The 16488-nt window shown below is 70.6% G+C and carries 14 protein-coding genes; all 14 read right to left on the bottom strand.

The genetic code is table 11. The features are described 5' to 3' along the window. Positions 1–25 precede the first annotated feature (25 nt). Entirely contained in the window at positions 26–880 is an 855-nt protein-coding gene (locus OHO83_RS16550; RefSeq protein ID WP_266674413.1) for a thioesterase family protein, read from the bottom strand. 68 nt (positions 881–948) lie between these two features. Beyond that, a complete protein-coding gene (locus tag OHO83_RS16555; protein ID WP_266674411.1) occupies positions 949–1611 on the bottom strand; it encodes a trimeric intracellular cation channel family protein in 663 nt (220 codons plus the stop codon). 54 nt (positions 1612–1665) lie between these two features. Next, on the bottom strand, positions 1666–3060 hold the full coding sequence (locus tag OHO83_RS16560) for a M1 family metallopeptidase (RefSeq protein ID WP_266674409.1): 1395 nt from the start codon (positions 3058–3060) through the stop codon (positions 1666–1668). Between the two features lie 95 nt (positions 3061–3155). Then, on the bottom strand, positions 3156–4538 hold the full coding sequence (locus OHO83_RS16565; protein WP_443066049.1) for a dipeptide ABC transporter ATP-binding protein: 1383 nt from the start codon (positions 4536–4538) through the stop codon (positions 3156–3158). An 8-nt stretch (positions 4539–4546) separates the two neighbouring features. Beyond that, the gene (locus OHO83_RS16570; protein WP_266674407.1) at positions 4547–5647 is read right to left on the bottom strand and encodes an ABC transporter ATP-binding protein; all 1101 of its coding nucleotides are present in this window, start codon (positions 5645–5647) and stop codon (positions 4547–4549) included. Then, entirely contained in the window at positions 5644–6651 is a 1008-nt protein-coding gene (locus OHO83_RS16575) for an ABC transporter permease (protein WP_266559838.1), read from the bottom strand. The genes OHO83_RS16570 and OHO83_RS16575 overlap by 4 nt, the downstream gene beginning before the upstream one ends. A gap of 72 nt (positions 6652–6723) precedes the next feature. Beyond that, the gene (locus OHO83_RS16580; RefSeq protein WP_443066050.1) at positions 6724–8475 is read right to left on the bottom strand and encodes an ABC transporter substrate-binding protein; all 1752 of its coding nucleotides are present in this window, start codon (positions 8473–8475) and stop codon (positions 6724–6726) included. 57 nt (positions 8476–8532) lie between these two features. After that, positions 8533–9531, bottom strand: coding sequence for an ABC transporter permease (locus OHO83_RS16585; protein ID WP_266674403.1), 999 nt, complete (start codon positions 9529–9531; stop codon positions 8533–8535). Positions 9532–9717: 186 nt separating this feature from the next. Then, positions 9718–10518 (bottom strand): 4'-phosphopantetheinyl transferase family protein, encoded by an 801-nt coding sequence (locus OHO83_RS16590; protein WP_266674401.1) that lies wholly within the window; start codon positions 10516–10518, stop codon positions 9718–9720. Next, entirely contained in the window at positions 10515–12086 is a 1572-nt protein-coding gene (locus OHO83_RS16595) for a condensation domain-containing protein (RefSeq protein ID WP_266674399.1), read from the bottom strand. The genes OHO83_RS16590 and OHO83_RS16595 overlap by 4 nt, the downstream gene beginning before the upstream one ends. A 31-nt stretch (positions 12087–12117) precedes the next feature. Continuing rightward, positions 12118–13422 (bottom strand): ATP-grasp domain-containing protein, encoded by a 1305-nt coding sequence (locus tag OHO83_RS16600; protein ID WP_266674397.1) that lies wholly within the window; start codon positions 13420–13422, stop codon positions 12118–12120. Then, a complete protein-coding gene (locus OHO83_RS16605; protein WP_266674395.1) occupies positions 13419–14222 on the bottom strand; it encodes a thioesterase II family protein in 804 nt (267 codons plus the stop codon). The genes OHO83_RS16600 and OHO83_RS16605 overlap by 4 nt, the downstream gene beginning before the upstream one ends. Positions 14223–14336: 114 nt before the next feature. Further along, entirely contained in the window at positions 14337–16190 is a 1854-nt protein-coding gene (locus OHO83_RS16610) for a non-ribosomal peptide synthetase (protein ID WP_266674393.1), read from the bottom strand. Further along, positions 16187–16480 (bottom strand): acyl carrier protein, encoded by a 294-nt coding sequence (locus OHO83_RS16615; RefSeq protein ID WP_266674391.1) that lies wholly within the window; start codon positions 16478–16480, stop codon positions 16187–16189. Before OHO83_RS16615 ends, OHO83_RS16610 begins: the two co-directional genes overlap by 4 nt. Between the last annotated feature and the right edge of the window lie 8 nt (positions 16481–16488).

The following is a 16488-nucleotide window of genomic DNA, read 5'->3' on the forward strand; positions in this document are numbered from 1 at the left end:
CGCACACCGTGAGGCCGGGCCCCGGTCAGCTCAGCTTCGCCCGCGCGAGCTGCCGGGACTGGGCCACGAGGCGGTCCTGGCTGTCCCAGACCTCGGCGTCCTCCTCCAGGAAGCCGCCCGCGAGGTTGCGGGTGGTGATGGAGATGCGCAGGGGGCCGGGGGCGGGGCGGCAGCGCACGTGGACGGTCAGTTCGACCGTCGGGACCCAGCCGGTCAGGCCCATCTCGAACGCGGTCGGGGGCAGCGCGTCCACGGCGAGGAGCAGGGAGAGCGGGTCCGCGTCGCGCCCGTCCGCGAGGCCGAACCAGGCCCGCATCTCGCCCTTGCCGGAGGGCGAACCGAGCGCCCAGCCGAGCGTCGCCGGATCGAGCTTGAGGGCGAGCCGCTCGGTGATGGCGGAGCTGCCCTTGATCGGCGTGGGGCCGTCCTGCGCGCCGAAGCACTGCTCGACCGGCGGGAAGTGCGGCGGCTTCGCGGTGGTGCGGACGTCGTCCGGGAGCGCGTCGAGGTCGCCGTAGGAGGCGAGGACGCGGATCCGCTCGACCTCGGCGCCCTCGTCGTCGTACTGGAAGAGGGAGGCCTGGCCGGTGGAGAGGGTGCGGCCGGTGCGGATCACGTCGGTCCTGATCACGGCGGGGCCGGGCCGGGACGCGGTCAAGTAGTGCGCGGAGATGGTGAACGGGTCGCTGTGCGGCAGGGCGTCACCGAGGGCGCGGCCGAGTACGGCGAGCAGGTAGCCACCGTTGACGGCGCTGATGATCGTCCAGCCGGCCGAGAGGTCGATGTCGTACACGCCGGGCTCGCGCCGGGTGACCGCGGTGTCGCGGTCGAATTCGCTGTCGCCGATGACCGCCTGCGCGGCGGACGATACCTGTGCCATGCAGGTACGGTACAACAGGAAACTACTAAGCGGTAGCTTTTATCGCGGGCCGAGCGCCGGGAGCCCGGTCAGGGCGTCTCCTCCGCCGCCGACGACCTGCGGTGCCAGGCCCGCGGCGCCCGCCAGTGGTAGCGCATCGCGAGCAGCCGCAGTACGAACGCCGTGATGACCGCGGCGCCGCTGCTGAACGCGGACAGCACGTCGAAGCGGATGCACAGAACGATGATCGTCGAGCCGACGATCGCCGGCACCGCGTACAGGTCGCGGTCCCAGCGGACCAGGGACGGGACCTCGTTGGCGATGATGTCGCGCAGCACACCGCCGCCCACGGCGGTCGTGAGGCCGAGCGCCGCGGAGGCCGTGAGCCCGAGCCCGTAGTCGTACGCCTTGACCGTGCCGGTGACGCAGAACAGGCCGAGGCCCGCCGCGTCGAAGATGTTCACCGCGACCTGGGTGCGCTCCACCTCGGGGTGCAGGAAGAACACGAGGCCGGCGGCGACCAGCGGGGTCAGGAAGTACCCGAGGTCGGTGAACGCCGCCGGCGGGACGGCGCCGATGATCACGTCGCGGAACAGCCCTCCGCCCAGCGCGGTGACCTCGGCGAGAACGGCGATGCCGAAGACATCGAAGTTCTTGCGGACCGCGAGGAGAGCGCCGGAGATCGCGAAGACGAAGATCCCGACGAGGTCCAGCCAATGCTGGACGGAGGGGGTGAAGAGTTCCAGAAGCACCCGACATTGTTACGCACTGCCGGGTGCCCCCCTGAGCCAGGTGTGGCGCGTGGCCTACAGCGCGGGCTTGCCCTTCGTGTAGAGCCACGTCTGGAAGAGCCCGTCGAGGTCCTGCCCGGAGACCTTCTCGGCGAGGCGGATGAAGTCGGCGGTCTGCGCGTTGCCGTAGCGGTGTGTGGCGGTCCAGGTACGCAGCAGCTTGAAGAAGTCCTTGTCGCCGATCCGCTCGCGAAGGACCTGGAGTGTCATCGCGCCGCGGTTGTAGACGGCGCTGTTGAACATGGTGTCGCGCTGCGGGTCGGCGATGACGCTCTGCCAGAAGGACGAGGAGGCGGGGACGGAGTTGTAGGCGGCCAGGAAGGAGTCATGGGCGCTGGAGCGGCCCTTGTGCTCGTTCCACAGCCAGGGCCCGTAGCTGGCGAAGCCCTCGTTGAGCCAGATGTCCTTCCACTGCCGCACCGAGACGGAGTCGCCGAACCACTGGTGGGCCAGCTCGTGCACGATCGTGCCCTCGGAGCGGACGGCGGAGTAGCTCGGCTTGGACTGCGTCTCCAGGGAGAACCCGGCCTGCGGCATGTCGTCGACGACCGCGCCGGTCTCCTCGAACGGGTAGGGGCCGAACATCTTCGACCAGTAGTCGGTGACCTCGGCCGTGACGCCGTACACGTCGACGTTGTTGCTGTTCTTCAGGACCGGGTCGATGGCGACGTAGATCGGAATGCCCGAGGGGGTCCGGCCGGTCTTGACGTCGAACTTCCCTATCGAGGCGGTCGCGAGGTAGGTCGCCATCGGCCGGGACTCGCGCCAGTGGTGCACGGTCTGCCCGCCCCGGACGTCGTACGTGTCGACGAGGCGGCCGTTGGAGACGCCGGTGAGGCCCTTGGGCGCCTTGATGCGGATGTCGTACGTCGCCTTGTCCGAGGGGTGGTCGCTGGAGGGGAACCAGGTGGAGGCGGCGTTGGGCTCGCAGGCGACGAAGACGCCGTCGTCGGTCTTCATCCAGCCGTAGTCGGAGCCGAAGACGATGGGGCCGTTGAGCGCCTCGGGGACGCCACCGTAGGTGACCGTGACCGAGAACGTGCGGTGGTCGCGGATCGCGTCGCGCGGGGTGACGCGTATCTCGTCGCCGGAGCGCGTGAAGTGGGCGCGTCTGCCGTTCACTTCGACGGAGGTGACGGTCAGCTTCTGGAGGTCCAGGTCGAAGGAGGAGAGGTTCTGGGTGGCGCGCGCGGTGACGGTGGTGACGCCGTCGAGGCGGTCGGTCGCGGGGTCGTACGCCACGTTCAGGTCGTAATGGGTGGCGTCGAAGCCGCCGTTGCCGAGCTGCGGGAAGTACGGGTCGCCGATGCCGTCCGAGCCGGGGGTGGGGGCCGGGGCCGCGGCGACCAGACAGAACGAGGCGGCCGCTGTCGCGACCGCCGCCAGACGTGCCGAACGGGAGAGTGCCATGAGTCGTCCCTTCGCGCGTGTTCCGATGTAACGGACACGCAGACTCTGCACTCTCCCGTCAGGGCGTGTACATGACCTGCTCGGTCAAATCCCCGCTAACTGCCGGACGACTCCTGTACGTCATCCGTCCCGTCCGCGTCATCCGCATCGTCCGACGGCTGTACGTCACTGTCGTCACCGGCGTCGGCTGCCGCCTCGGGAGTCGCGGCAGACTCCTCGGCCGACTCCTTGGCCGGCGCCTCGGCCGACTCCTTGGCCGGCGCCTCGGCCGACTCCTTGGCCGGCGCCTCGGCCGACTCCGCGACCGGCTCGTCAGGAGCGTCGTCCGTGTCCGTCCGCGACAGCGTCAGCACCTCGATCGCCTCCTTGGCGACCGCGAGCAGCTTGGTGTCACCCGGCGCCTGGTCCTCGGCGTTCTCCGGGTGGTGGCAGGCCACCTGGCGTCCGGGGGCGAGCTGGAGCAGCGGCGGTTCGGCCGTCTTGCAGATCTCCGTCGCCTTCCAGCACCGGGTGTGGAAGCGGCAGCCGCTCGGCGGCGAGATCGGCGAGGGCACGTCGCCCTTGAGCAGGATCCGCTCGCTCTTGGCGCCCCGGCGCTTGGGGTCCGGCACCGGCACGGCCGACATCAGGGCCTTGGTGTACGGGTGCATCGGCGCCTCGTACAGCGAGGTGCGGTCGGCGAGTTCGACGACCTTGCCGAGGTACATCACCGCGATGCGGTCCGAGACATGGCGGACGACGGAGAGGTCGTGCGCGATGATCACGTACGTCAGACCGAGCTCGGACTGCAGGTCGTCCATGAGGTTGACGACCTGCGCCTGGATCGACACGTCGAGCGCGGAGACCGGCTCGTCCGCCACGACCAGCTTCGGCTTGAGCGCGAGCGCGCGGGCGATGCCGATGCGCTGGCGCTGGCCGCCGGAGAACTCGTGCGGGTAGCGGTTGAAGTGCTCGGGGCTGAGGCCCACCAGCTCCAGGAGGCGCTGGACCTCCTTCTTCACCCCGCCCTCGGGCTCCACACCCTGGAGCCGGAACGGCGCCGAGACGATCGAGCCGATGGTGTGCCGGGGGTTCAGGGAGCCGTACGGGTCCTGGAAGATCATCTGGATGTCCCGGCGCAGCGGGCGCATGCCCCGCGTGCCGAGGCCGGTGATGTCCTGGCCCTCGAACTCGATCTTGCCACTGGTGGGTTCGATCAGCTTCGTGATGACCCGGCCCATGGTCGACTTGCCGCAGCCGGACTCACCGACGACGCCCAGGGTCTCGCCCTTGCGGACCTCGAAGTCGATCCCGTCGACGGCCTTCACCGCGGCGACCTGCCGCTGGAGGATCCCCTTCTTGATCGGGAAGTGCTTGACCAGGCCCTCGACCTTGAGCAGCACCTCCCGGTCCTCGGGGGACGCCGCCTGCGCGGGGACCGTAACCGCCGCGGTGCCCGCCGCAATGCCCCCTGCGGTTTCCTTCTTCGTCTCGCTCACGGGCTCACTCACAGCTTCGGCGCAATCTCTTCGGTCCAGATCCGCGTACGGTCCTCCGGTGAGAGGTGGCAGGCGGAGAAGTGGTCGCTGCCGACCTCGTGCAGCTCGGGCCGCTGGGTGCGGGTGATGCCGCCCTTGGGCAGGTCCGCGTACGGGCAGCGCGGGTGGAAGGCGCAGCCCGAGGGGACGTTGATGAGGGACGGCGGCTGACCCTTGACGGGGATGAGCCGCTCGGTCTGCTCACGGTCGATGCGCGGCATCGATCCGAGCAGACCCCAGGTGTACGGGTGCTGCGGCTCGGCGAAGATCTTGTCGACGGGACCGCGCTCCACGCAGCGACCGCCGTACATGACCAGGACCTGGTCGGCGATCTCGGCGACGACACCCAGGTCGTGGGTGATGAGGACGACCGCGGACTCGAACTCCTTCTGCAGATCCCTGATCAGGTCGAGGATCTGCGCCTGGACGGTGACGTCGAGGGCGGTGGTCGGCTCGTCCGCGATCAGCAGCTGCGGGTTGTTCGCCAGCGACATCGCGATCATCGCGCGCTGGCGCATACCGCCGGAGAACTCGTGCGGGTAGCTGTCGACGCGCTTGGCCGGCTCGGGGATGCCCACCCGGTCGAGCAGTTCGACGGCCCGCTTGCGCGCGACCTTCTTGCTCACGTCGTTGTGGACGCGGTACGCCTCCACGATCTGGTTGCCGACCGTGTAGTACGGGTGCATCGCGGACAGCGGATCCTGGAAGATCATCGCCATCTCGCGGCCGCGGAGCCGGCGCACGTCGTCCGGGGCGGCCGCGACCAGCTCCTTGCCGTCGAGCCAGACCTCGCCGGACATCTTCACGTTCTTGCCGCGCGCGCCGAGCCGGTGCAGGCCCATGATCGCCAGCGAGGTCACGGACTTGCCGGACCCGGACTCGCCCACGATGGAGAGGGTCTGGCCCTTCTCCAGCTTGAAGCTGAGCCCGTCGACGGACTTGACCAGGCCGTCGTCGGTCGGGAAGTGCACCTTGAGGTCGCGCACTTCGAGGAAGGCGGTCGGGGGCTTGGCCGGGCCCGCGGCCACCGGCTCGCCCACGGCGGCACCGGTTTTGGACAGTTCGGTCACGAGAGCCTCACCCGCGGGTCGGCGGCGGCGTAGAGAAGGTCCACCAGGAGATTGCAGAAGACGACGAAGAACGCGGCGAGCAGCGTCACGCCGAGCACCTTGGGCAGGTCGTTGTCGGTGATGCCCTGTACCGCGTACTCACCGATGCCGTGCAGCGAGAACACGTTCTCGGTGATCACGGCGCCGCCGAGCAGCAGACCGACGTCCATGCCGAACACGGTGACGATCGGGGTGAGTGCGGCGCGCAGGCCGTGGCGGCCCACCACCGTGCGCTCGCGCAGGCCCTTGGCGCGCGCGGTGCGGATGAAGTCCTCGTTCATCGTCTCCAGCATGCCCGAGCGGGTCAGCCGCGCGTAGATGGCGGAGTACAGCAGAGCGAGTGAACACCAGGCCGGGAAGAGGGTGTTGGCCCATTGCGCCGGATTTTCCGTCAGCGGTACGTATGTTCGCCCGAAGATCGGAATCTGGTAGGTGAAGACGAGCAGCGCCAGCTGGCCCGTGAAGAAGATGGGCAGCGAGACACCGGCCAGGGCGACGCCCATGAACGCACGGTCGAAGAACGATCCTGGCTTGAGTGCCGAGATCACCCCCACCGTGACGCCGGACACCAGCCAGATGACGGCGGCACCCGCGGCCAGGGACAGGGTGATGGGCAGCCGGTCGGTCAGCTCGGGCCACACCGCGACGTGGTTCTTGAAGGAGTAGCCGAAGCACGGAGCGTTGCAGTGGACCGTGGTGGGGCCGAGGTCGTAGGTGGACCCCGCGAAGATCCCCTTGATGAAGTGCCAGTACTGGATGTATACGGGCTCGTCCAGGCCGAGGTTGTGCTTGACCGCCGCGATGTCCGCGGCCGAGGGACTCTTGCCGATGTACTGCTGCGCGAGCTGATCGGCGGACTGGCCGGCGATTCTCGGCAGCAGGAAAAAGATGCAAAACGTGACCGCGGTGACGACCAGCAGCAGGATCACTGCCGCGATCAGCCGGCGGATGATGTACGAGATCACGGGGACCGGCGCTGGTGCCCGCGGACCGTGCGGCCCGCGGGCACCAATGCCTTCACCTGCCTTCCGGGGCTGCTACTTCTTCGTGGTGCCGATGTTGAGGTAGTCGTACTGCCCGCTGAAGGCGGCCGTGGACACCAGGTTGGTGGCGTACGGCGAGCGGTACAGCAGGACCTTGAAGTAGGTCAGCGGGACGAGCGCCGCGTCATCCATGGCCTGCTTGTCGATCTGCGCGTACAGCTTGTTGCGCGTGGCCTCGTCGGGCGCCCCGATGGCCTCGGCGAGCATCGAGTCGACCTTCTTGTCGTCGAGCTCCGACAGGGCGGTGTTGCCGGACTCGCCGACCGCCTTGCTGTTCAGGATCTGCTGCAGGAAGCCGTAGCCCGACGGCCAGTCGGCGCCCCACTGCATCATCATGATGCCGACCTTGTTCTTCTGGTTGAACTTCGGGACACCGGCGTAGTCGGTGAAGTACTTGCCCGACGGGTACTGCTTCAGGCTGGCGTTGATGCCGACCTTCTTCAGCGACTCGATGAGCGCCTGGGCACCGGAGACTTCCTCGTCACGGTCGCTGCGCGCCGTGATCGTGGTGTTGATCGTCTTCTCGCCGCAGGCCTTCAGGGCGTCCTTGGCCTTGGCCACGTCACCCTTGTTGCCGCTGGTGGCGTAGACGTCTTCCTTGGCGTAGCCCGTGATGTCCGGGGGCAGGACCGTGGTGGCGACGTCACCGCGGATGGGTCCGCCCTGAGCGGTCTGCACCGAGACCTTGTCGATCGCGTACTCGACGGCCTTGCGGCAGTCGACGTTCGTGAACGGCTTCAGCTTGGTGTTGATCGCCGCGTAGACGAGACGGCCGCCGTAGGCGTTGTCCGTGTTCCCCATCTTCGACTTGTCGTTGACCAGCTGCGCCTGCGTCTGGGTGTCGACGCCCTTGCCCTGCATGTCGATCAGGGTGTCGCCGGACTGCAGGTCCTTGTCGATCGTCTGCTGGTTGACCTTCAGGTTGACGACGATCTTGTTCGGGTACTGCTTGCGCAGCGGGTCGGACTTCGGGTCGAAGTTCTTGTTGCGGACCAGGACGGCCTGCTTGCCCTCCTGGTAGCTCTGGAACTGGTACGAGCCCGAGGAGACGATGTGCTTGACGTAGTCGATGCCGTCGTCCTTGGCCTTCGGCACCGGCGCGGTCTGCGGGGTGGCGACCAGGTAGTCGAACTCCTGGAAGGCCTGGTTCAGGTGGAAGACGATGGTGGTGTCGTCCGGCGTCTCGATGGACTTGAGGCCCTCGGCGCTCTTGTCCTTGTACGGACCCTTGTACTTGTCGCCGCCCTTGAGGAACTGCTGGAAGTAGTTCGGGCCGAGCGAGAGTACGTCACGCGCGAAGTTCGAGCGCTCGACGGCGTACTTGACGTCCTTGGACGTGATCGGCGATCCGTCCTGGTACTTGAGACCCTTGCGGATCGTGTACGTCCAGGTCTTGCCGCCGTCGCTCTGCTCGCCGGGCGCGGAGGCCAGGTCGGGCACGAGCGTGTTGCCCTTCTCGCCGGCGTCCGGCTTGAAGGTCATCAGCGGGCGCGCGTAGAGCCGGCTGAAGTTGTACATGTAGGCGTAGTACGTGTTACCCGGGTCGAACGAGTCGGGGACGTCCGACATCGCGTAGGTGACCGTGCCGCCCTTCTTCGTCGAGGCGTTGACGACATCCTTCGTGGCGGCGTTCGCACCGGCCGACTTGTTGCTGCCGTCCGAGCCGTCGTCGGCCTTGCTGCAGCCGGCGAGCAACATGCTCACGCTGCCGATGGCCGCAACAGCGGCAAGTGATGACCTTCGCATGATGGTCGGAATCCCCTCCATTGTCGGAAACTTGTGGAGCTCTCTGCGCGGCCGGACTCAGCGACTGCGCGGGTCGAGAGCGTCGCGGAGACCGTCACCGAGCAGGTTGAACGCGAGCACGGTGACGAAGATGGCGAGGCCCGGAACGATCATGTACTGCGGATCGACCTGGAAGTAGTCGACGGCCTGGTTGAGCATGCCGCCCCAGGAGGCCTGCGGCGGCTGGATGCCCACGCCCAGGAAGCTGAGCGACGCCTCGAAGATGATGTTCGTCGGGATCAGCAGGGTCGAGTAGACGATGATCGGCGCGACCAGGTTGGGCATCAGTTCCCGGAACAGGATGTACGGGCCTCGGGCGCCCATCCCGCGGGCCGCGTCCACGAACTCCCGCTCGCGCAGCGCCAGGGTCTGACCGCGCACGATGCGTCCCAGATAGGGCCAGTTGAAGAAGCCGATCACGAAGATCAGCACGCAGATGTGCAGCGGCAGCCCGTTCAGACCGAACGCTCCCCCCTGGAGGGTCGCGGAGATCGAGATCGCGAACAGCAGCAGCGGGAACGCCAGGAAGGTGTCCATCATGCGGCTGATGATCGAGTCGACCCGGCCGCCGTAGTACCCGGCGACGACGCCGAGGATCGCCCCGATCACGTTCGACAGGACGGTCGCGCCGAAGGCGACGACGAGGGAGACCCAGGACCCTTCGAGGATGCGCGCGAAGATGTCACGGCCGAACTTCGGTTCCACACCGAGAGGATGGTCGCCGCTCATACCGCCGAGTCCGCCCTTGGGGAGCGAGCTGGTGGGGTCGATCAGGTCCTGGTGGAACGTGTTCGGGTCGAGGCCGAAGAGATGCTGGAGGGGGCGTGCCAGGGCGGCGATGAGGATCAGCAGGATTACGACGACGCCGCCGGCGACGGCGACCTTGTCCCTCTTGAAGCGGTTCCAGGCGATACGCCCGAGGGAGCGCCCCTCGATCTGCTGCCCCTTGGTGCCGGCGAGCACAGCCTCGGGCTGCACCTCGGCCTGGGCCCCAGTGGTCTCGATCGGTGCGGTCACGGTGTGGTTGACCCCTCTCGGCCGACGGTGGCCGGCCCACGCCCGCCGCGGTAGCGGCTTGATCCTGTTTCACTGGCTGGACAGCCCGGGGACATGGCCTCGTAGGTGACCGTTCAGCTCGTACACAGAGTCGAAACCCCGTGTCTGCAGGGAGTCTTCAATGCGCCTGTGACCAGCCGCCAGCCCTCACCGTGAAAGGTTGCGCAACCGTGATGAGGCGGCAGGAGTGCAGTATGCGGACGTGGGAACCGGCTGAGCGGACAATTCGCTCCCGTGACTCCCCTCGGCAGTGGGTCCGGAATGTGACACCGTGACCGATGTGGCGACAATGCCCCGCGTGATGCGCCAACTGCCCGTGAAACAGGGGGTAATGGCGCTTTGTCCCGGAAGCTGCGATGCGGGCGGAGCGGGCACCCGGACGCGGACGTCGAAGGCCGCGTCCCGGGGCCGGAGGCGGAGCCGGGCGTCGGTGAAGTCGAGCCAGGTGCCCATGAGGGGGAACCACGCCTTGAACACACTCTCCTTGGCGGAGAAGAGGAGGGTGTCCCAGTGGACCCGTGGACGCGTGCGCGCGAGACGGGCCAGCGCCGCGCGCTCGACCGGGTCGGCGACCAGATCGAGGACGCCCGCCGGCAGCGGCTCGTGCGGTTCCGCGTCGATCCCGAGGGAGAGCAGGCGCGTACGGGAGGCGACTGCGGCCGCGCGGTAGCCGTGGCAGTGGGTCATGCTCCCCACCACCCCGCCCGGCCAGCGCGGCGCCCGGTCCGCGCCCGGCACCAGCGGCAGCGGGCGGATCCCGAGCGCGCCGAGGGCGCGCCGGGCGCAGTGGCGCACCTCGCCGAACTCCCGGCGCCGCGACGCGGCCACGCCCGCGACATACGCGCGCTCCTCGGGAAACAGGACCGCGCCCGCCGCCTCCCCGAAGGCGCCCGCCACCGCGACGAAGGCGGGCAGAACATCCCGGACGGGCCCGTCGTCCCAGGTCATGACCAGGGCAGTCGCGCGGCCGCCTCCTCGTCGGTGACCAGGGCGTGGATCGCGGCGAGCAGGCCCTCGACGAGCCGGCCCGGCAGCTCCTCGCCGAAGCGGTGCACGTCCGCGGTGACGTGCACGCTCAGTCCGCCGCCCTCGGGGTCGTCGAGGGCCTCGATCCGCACCGGCAGGCTCGTGTGGTCGCGCATGTCCTCGTCGGCGGCCAGGAGGCCGGCGGCGAGGAGCTCGTCGCGCGGGTGGAAGTGGACATAGTTGAAGGTCACTTCGAACGGGTTACGGCCGAGCAGCCGGCGCAGCTCCGAGTGCGGGAAGCGGCGGTGCGGCAGCAGGGCGTTCTCCGCGTCGAGGGCACGGCGGGCCGCGGTGCGCCAGTCGGCGTCCCGCAGGTCGAGGCGCATGGGCAGCTGGTTGAGGAACAGACCGAGGGTGACGTCCGCACCCGTGCGCTCCGGCCGCCCGTTGAGGAGAAGGCCGACGGCCGGGGTCTCGGTCTCCCAGGCGGCGCCCACCGCCACGCAGTTGGCGGCGAGCAGCAGGCTCTTGACCGGCAGCCCCCAGCGCGCGGACATCTCACCGAGACGCCGGGCGTCCTCGGCGGGCACGTCGGCGCTCGCCTTGCGGTGCTCGGGCTCCGCCGAGGACGCCTCCCGCTGCGGCGGCAACTCCGCCTGGAGGTCACGGAAGTGCCGTACGGACTGCTCGTCGCGCACCGCCTCACGCTCCAGGCGCACGAATTCCGCGTACGGGACGGGGTCGGCGAACTCGGGCCGGGTGCCGTCGAGAAGGGCCGCGTAGGCGACGACCAGCTCGTTGAAGAAGACCGACTCGCTCCAGCCGTCCAGGATCGCGTGGTGGAAGGAGTAGGAGAGCCGGAACGAGCCGGGTGCCTTGGCGGCGGCGTGGACGCGCAGCAGCGGGGCGCTCTCCGCGTCGTAGGGCTCGGCGAGCTCCGTCATCACCCGCTCGTACGCCTCCGTGGCCGCCGCCCCGGTCAGGTGCCCGTGGTCCGCGACGACCAGCGGGATCGGCGCCTCCTTCTGCACGAGCTGCATCGGCTCGCTGAAGGTGCCCAGGTCGAAGCGGGTGCGCAGGAGGGGGTGCCGGGCGGACAGCAGGTCGAGGGCCGCGCGCAGGGCCACCGGGTCGAGGGGGCGCAGGACCGTGCGGGAGATGACGTCGAGGTAGAAGGCGCCGTCACTGACCAGGCTCTCGTAGATCAGGCCGAGCTGGAGCCTGGCCGCCGGGTAGGCGTCCTCGGCGTCGGCGGGCACCCGGGCCCGGTCCAGGACGGAGAGCTGGTCGAGGGCACCGTGTGCCGGGCGGTCCGTGGCCCGGGTCAGGGACCGGCACGCGCCGCGCGGCGTCGGGTTCTTGAACAGGTCGAGGAGGGAGAGGGACAGGCCCTGCTCCTGGGCGGCGCCGATGACCTTCAGGGCCAGCAGCGAGTCCCCGCCGAGGGAGAAGAAGTCGTCGTCGGGACCGACCTCGCCGACGCCGAGGATCTCCTTCCAGATGTCCGCGAGCAGGACCTCGGGCGCCACGGTCGTCGTGCTGTCGTTCACGGGTTTCTCCATTCGCTGTGCTGGGGCGTGGTCACAGGGCGCCCAGTTCCGCGCCGGTGACCTCGGTCGTCGTGGGGCGGGTGTCCGGGGTGTCGTCGTCGCCTTCGAAGGCGAAGCGGTAGCGCAGCGTCGACTCGATGTCCTTGGCGAGCACCGCGAGTTCGGCCAGGTCGCGGGCCTCCCCCATCACGATGTCGAGTTCCAGGGTCTGCACCCCGCCGGGGAAGCGGGTGCCGGGCCTGGCGTAGGGGCGGTGCAGGGTGACGCCCGGAATCCGCTTGACCTCGTCGCTGCCGTCGATGCCGAGGAGCGTGCCGGGGCGGCGGGGTGCGGGGTGGAAGAGCTGGAAGCAGGCGCGGCCGGTGTAGAGGGCCGGCAGCTGCGGGTGCTCGCCGAGGGCGGTGCGGCCGGCGAGTTCGATGAGGTCGAGGCCCTGGGAGCGGACGGACAGCTCGTTGATGCCGCCCCCCAGCCGGCCGTTGACCTCGATGAGCCGGGGCCCGTCGGGGGTCAGTTTGATCTCGGTGTGGGTGAGGCCCTCTCGGATCCCGAGCGCCTCGACGGAGCGCCGCGCCAGGTCCCGCGCCAGGTGCTCCTCCGCCGGTTCCAGGGGCGAGGGCCAGAAGCGGCCGGTCTCCCGGAAGGGCGGCACCATGGGGAACTTGCCGGTCACGGCGATGTCGAGGACCGTGCCGTCGCGTACGACGCTCTCGACCGACACGTAGTCGCCGAACGCTCCGGTGTCCCGGCCCGGCAGGTACTCCTCGAGGACCAGAGTGCCGCCGGCGACGAGTCCGGGCCGGTCCTCGGCGAGGAGGGTACGGGCGAGCGCCAGGCCCTCCCCGGCGTCCTCCACGAAGAACGTGTTGCGGCTGCCGCCGCCGTGCGCGGGTTTGAGGACGGCGGGCAGGCCCGTCTCGGCGACCGCGTCCGCCCAGTCCTCGACGCTGTCGATGCGGCGGCACCGCACCGCGTCGACCCCGGCGGCCCGCAGCGCGTCCCGCTGCTGCCACTTGTCGGTCAGCAGGCCGACGGTGCGCCGGCCGTGGAACGGCAGCCCGAGCGCCTCGGCCAGCTCGCCCGTGTACGCCAGTGCCCGCTCGCTGTACGTGACGATGCCCTCGGGCTCGTACGCCCGCACCTTCGCGGCGGCCTGGGCCGGGGACCCGGCCGTCACGACGGGCCCGAACCCGGCGAGCAGGGGCTCCATGGCCCGGGTGTGGTCGTCGGGGGCCGTGACGAAGACGCAGCGGGCCCAGTCGGCGAGGCCGACGGCGATGTCGCCGGGGTGGGCCGCGCCGTCCGCGTACACCACGATGAGGGTCTTGCGCATCATGCCTCCTGTCCGTGGCGCGGGCCGGCCGCCGGTACCCGGTCGGCGGCAGGGCGCAGGCAGTCCCTGACCGTCCGGCAGAAGTCGTCGGTGCGGTCCCGGTAGTAGAAGTGGCCGCCGGGCAGCAGCCGGCCGGTGAACGCGCCGGTCGTCCACGCCTGCCAGGCGTCCAGGTAGGCGCGGGCGACCCACGGGTCGTCCGCTCCCCCCGTGGCGAGCAGCGGGCACGCCACCGGCCTGCGGGGGCCGGGAGCGTAGCGGGCCAGCAGGAGGTAGTCGGCGCGCAGGACCGGGATCATCAGGTCGACGATGTCGGCGAGCGCGCCCTCCCCGATGTCGGCGTTGCCGCCGGTGGCCAGCTCCGTCAGCCAGTCGTCCCGGGTCATCGCGAGCACGGCGGCCGGGTCGAGGCGCTGGAGGTCCGGGGGCCTGGCCGCCGAGACGGCGAGGAGTTCGAGGTCGCGGCCCGCGGTCTCCAGGCGGTGGGCGATCTCGTACGAGAGCACGGCGCCCAGGCTGTGGCCGACCAGCACGAGGGGCCCCTCCGTGTGGGCGTCGATCTCGCGGGCGGCCTGGGCGGCGAGTTCCGTGAGGAGTTCGGCCGGCGGTTCGCCGGCCCTGGGGCCGCGGCCGGGGTACTGGAGGGCGAGCGCGCTCTCGCCGTCAGCCAGGAGCCCGGGCAGCCATTCCGCGAGGGCGTAGGCGCTGCCGCCGCCGAAGGGGGCGAGGACGAACGTCCGCGCCGGGGACGGCGAGTCCTCCCCGAACTGCCAGAGGAGCGGGGTGAGCCGACGGCGCTTCATGTCGCCTCGCCCGGGGTGCGGTGCGTCGGCCGGAGGGAGTGGGATCCCTCCTCGTCGACCACGACGGCATGGGTCATGGGGCGGTCACCCTTCCTGGGGTGGTGGCGGTGGTGGTCACAGCTCGACGACGGCCGGTGCGGGCGCCGTGTCCGTCGCGCCGGTGCCGTCGAGTTCCGCGGCGAGCGCCGCGATCGTCGCGTGCGCGTACAGCTGCGCGATCACGAGCTTCGGGTGGTGCTTGCGCAGGCGCGCGAAGACGGTCAGCGCCTTGAAGGAGTCGCCGCCGATCTCCAGGAACCGCTCGTTACGGCCGAGCGCGTCACGGCCCAGCGCCTGCGCCCAGATGTCCGCGATCAGCTGCTCGGTGCCGGGCCGCGGCGGCTCGGCGGGCGCGCCGTCCGTGGAGGTGCGGGCGGCGGCTTCCACGGCGGCCCGCAGCGCGGTGAAGTCGGCCTTGCCGTTGAGGTTCACGGGGATGGCGGGCACCACGTGGAGCCGGCTGGGGACGAGCGCGGCGGACAGGGTGGCGCGCAGCTCCCGGGTCAGCTCCCTCGGGTCCGCCTCGCCCACTAGGTACGCGACGAGCTCCAACGGGGCTTCGGGGGCGGGCCGTTCACCCGTCACGACGGCCTGCCGGACGCCGGGCAGCGCGAGCAGCGCGCTCTCCACCTCGCCGGGCTCGACGCGGTTGCCCCTGACCTTGAGCTGCCGGTCGGCGCGCCCCAGGTAGTCGAGGACACCGCCGGGCTCCCTGACGACGAGGTCGTCGGTGCAGTAGAAGACTCCTCCCTGCGGTCCGTCCGGCGCCACGAACTTGGCCGCGGTGAGCTCGGGCTCGCCCAGGTAGCCGGCGGCCGCGCAGGCACCGCCGAGGTACAGGATCCCCGGGGTGCCGTCGGGCACGGCGCGGCCGTCCGCGCCGAGCACCCGGGCGCGGACCCCGGCGAGCGGGGTGCCCACGGGGACGCGGGCCCGCCCGCCGTCGGTGAGGTCCACGCGGTGCGTGGTGGCGAGGATGGTGGCCTCCGAGGGCCCGTAGCCGTTGTGGACCTCCAGGTCGGGCCGTACGCGCAGGACCGCTTCCGCGAGCCGGGGCGGGAACGCCTCCCCCGCGACCACGAGCACCCGCTCGGGCAGCAGCGCCGCGAGGTCCCCCTCGGCACCGAGGGCCTCCAGTTGCGACGGCGTGTAGGTGAGGCAGTCCGCGGGGTGCGCCTTGAGGTCGGCGGCGAGCGCGGCCGGGTCGAGCGTGGTGTCGCGCGGGTACACGTCGAGGCGGGCGCCGGACAGGAGCGCCCCGTACACCGACACCTTGCCGAGGTCGGCGGCGAACGTCGTGGCGAGGCCGAAGCTGTCGAGGGCGTCGGGGGTGATCCGCTCCCAGAACGCGTCGCAGTAGTTCAGGAGGGCGCTGTGCTGGACGACGACCGCCTTCGGCGTGCCCGTCGAGCCCGAGGTGCACACCAGGTAGGCGACGTCGGCGGGGTCCAGGTCCGGGCCGATCTCGTACGGGGCGCCCTGCGCCGCGTCGGGAACGGTGCGGGAGGGGCGCCCGTGCGGGTCCCGCACGCGTGGCGCGTTGCGTTCGTCGGTGACGACGGCGCGGGCTCCGGTCGTCGCGAGGAGCGTGGCGACGCGCGGGTCCGGGTCGGTGGCCTCCAGGTGGACGTAGGCGGCGCCGACGGCCCATGCGCCGAGGACGGCGGCCATGCAGCGGGGCGAGCGGTCCATGAGCGTGGCCACGACGTCGCCCCGCCCGACGCCCTGTTCCCGCAGCCAGCGGGCCACGCCGCCCGCCGACCGGGCCAACTCCTCGTAGGTGTACGTCGCATCGCCCTGGCGGAGCGCGGGGCACGCGCCGCTGCGGGCGGCGATGCCGAGGAATCGGTGAGCCGCCGTGCCGGACAATGTCCGCGGTGCGGTCTCGGGCGCCATGGCGGGTTCCTCCCTGAGCAGTTCTGCGGTCATGACCGGCCTCCCGTGGGGCCGGTCGCGATCATCCGGGCGAGGCCGTCCACGGTCTCGGTGGCGAGGTAGGCGCGCAGGTTCAGCCGGACCCCGAACGCGTCCTCGACGGCGGTGAGCAGGCGCAGGGCGGCGAGGCTGCTCCAGTTGTCGAGCTCGTCGAACCGGGAGGCGCCGGTGAGGGTTCCCGCGGGGGCGTCGGTGACGGCCGAGATGACCCGCACCAGTTCGTCCGTGCGAGGGGCGTCGGCCGTGGCGGGGGTGTCGGTGGCGGCGGTGGTCGGGTCGGTCATCGCGTGCG

The organism is Streptomyces sp. NBC_00569, assembly GCF_036345255.1.
In the GTDB taxonomy this organism is placed as follows: Bacteria; Actinomycetota; Actinomycetes; order Streptomycetales; family Streptomycetaceae; genus Streptomyces.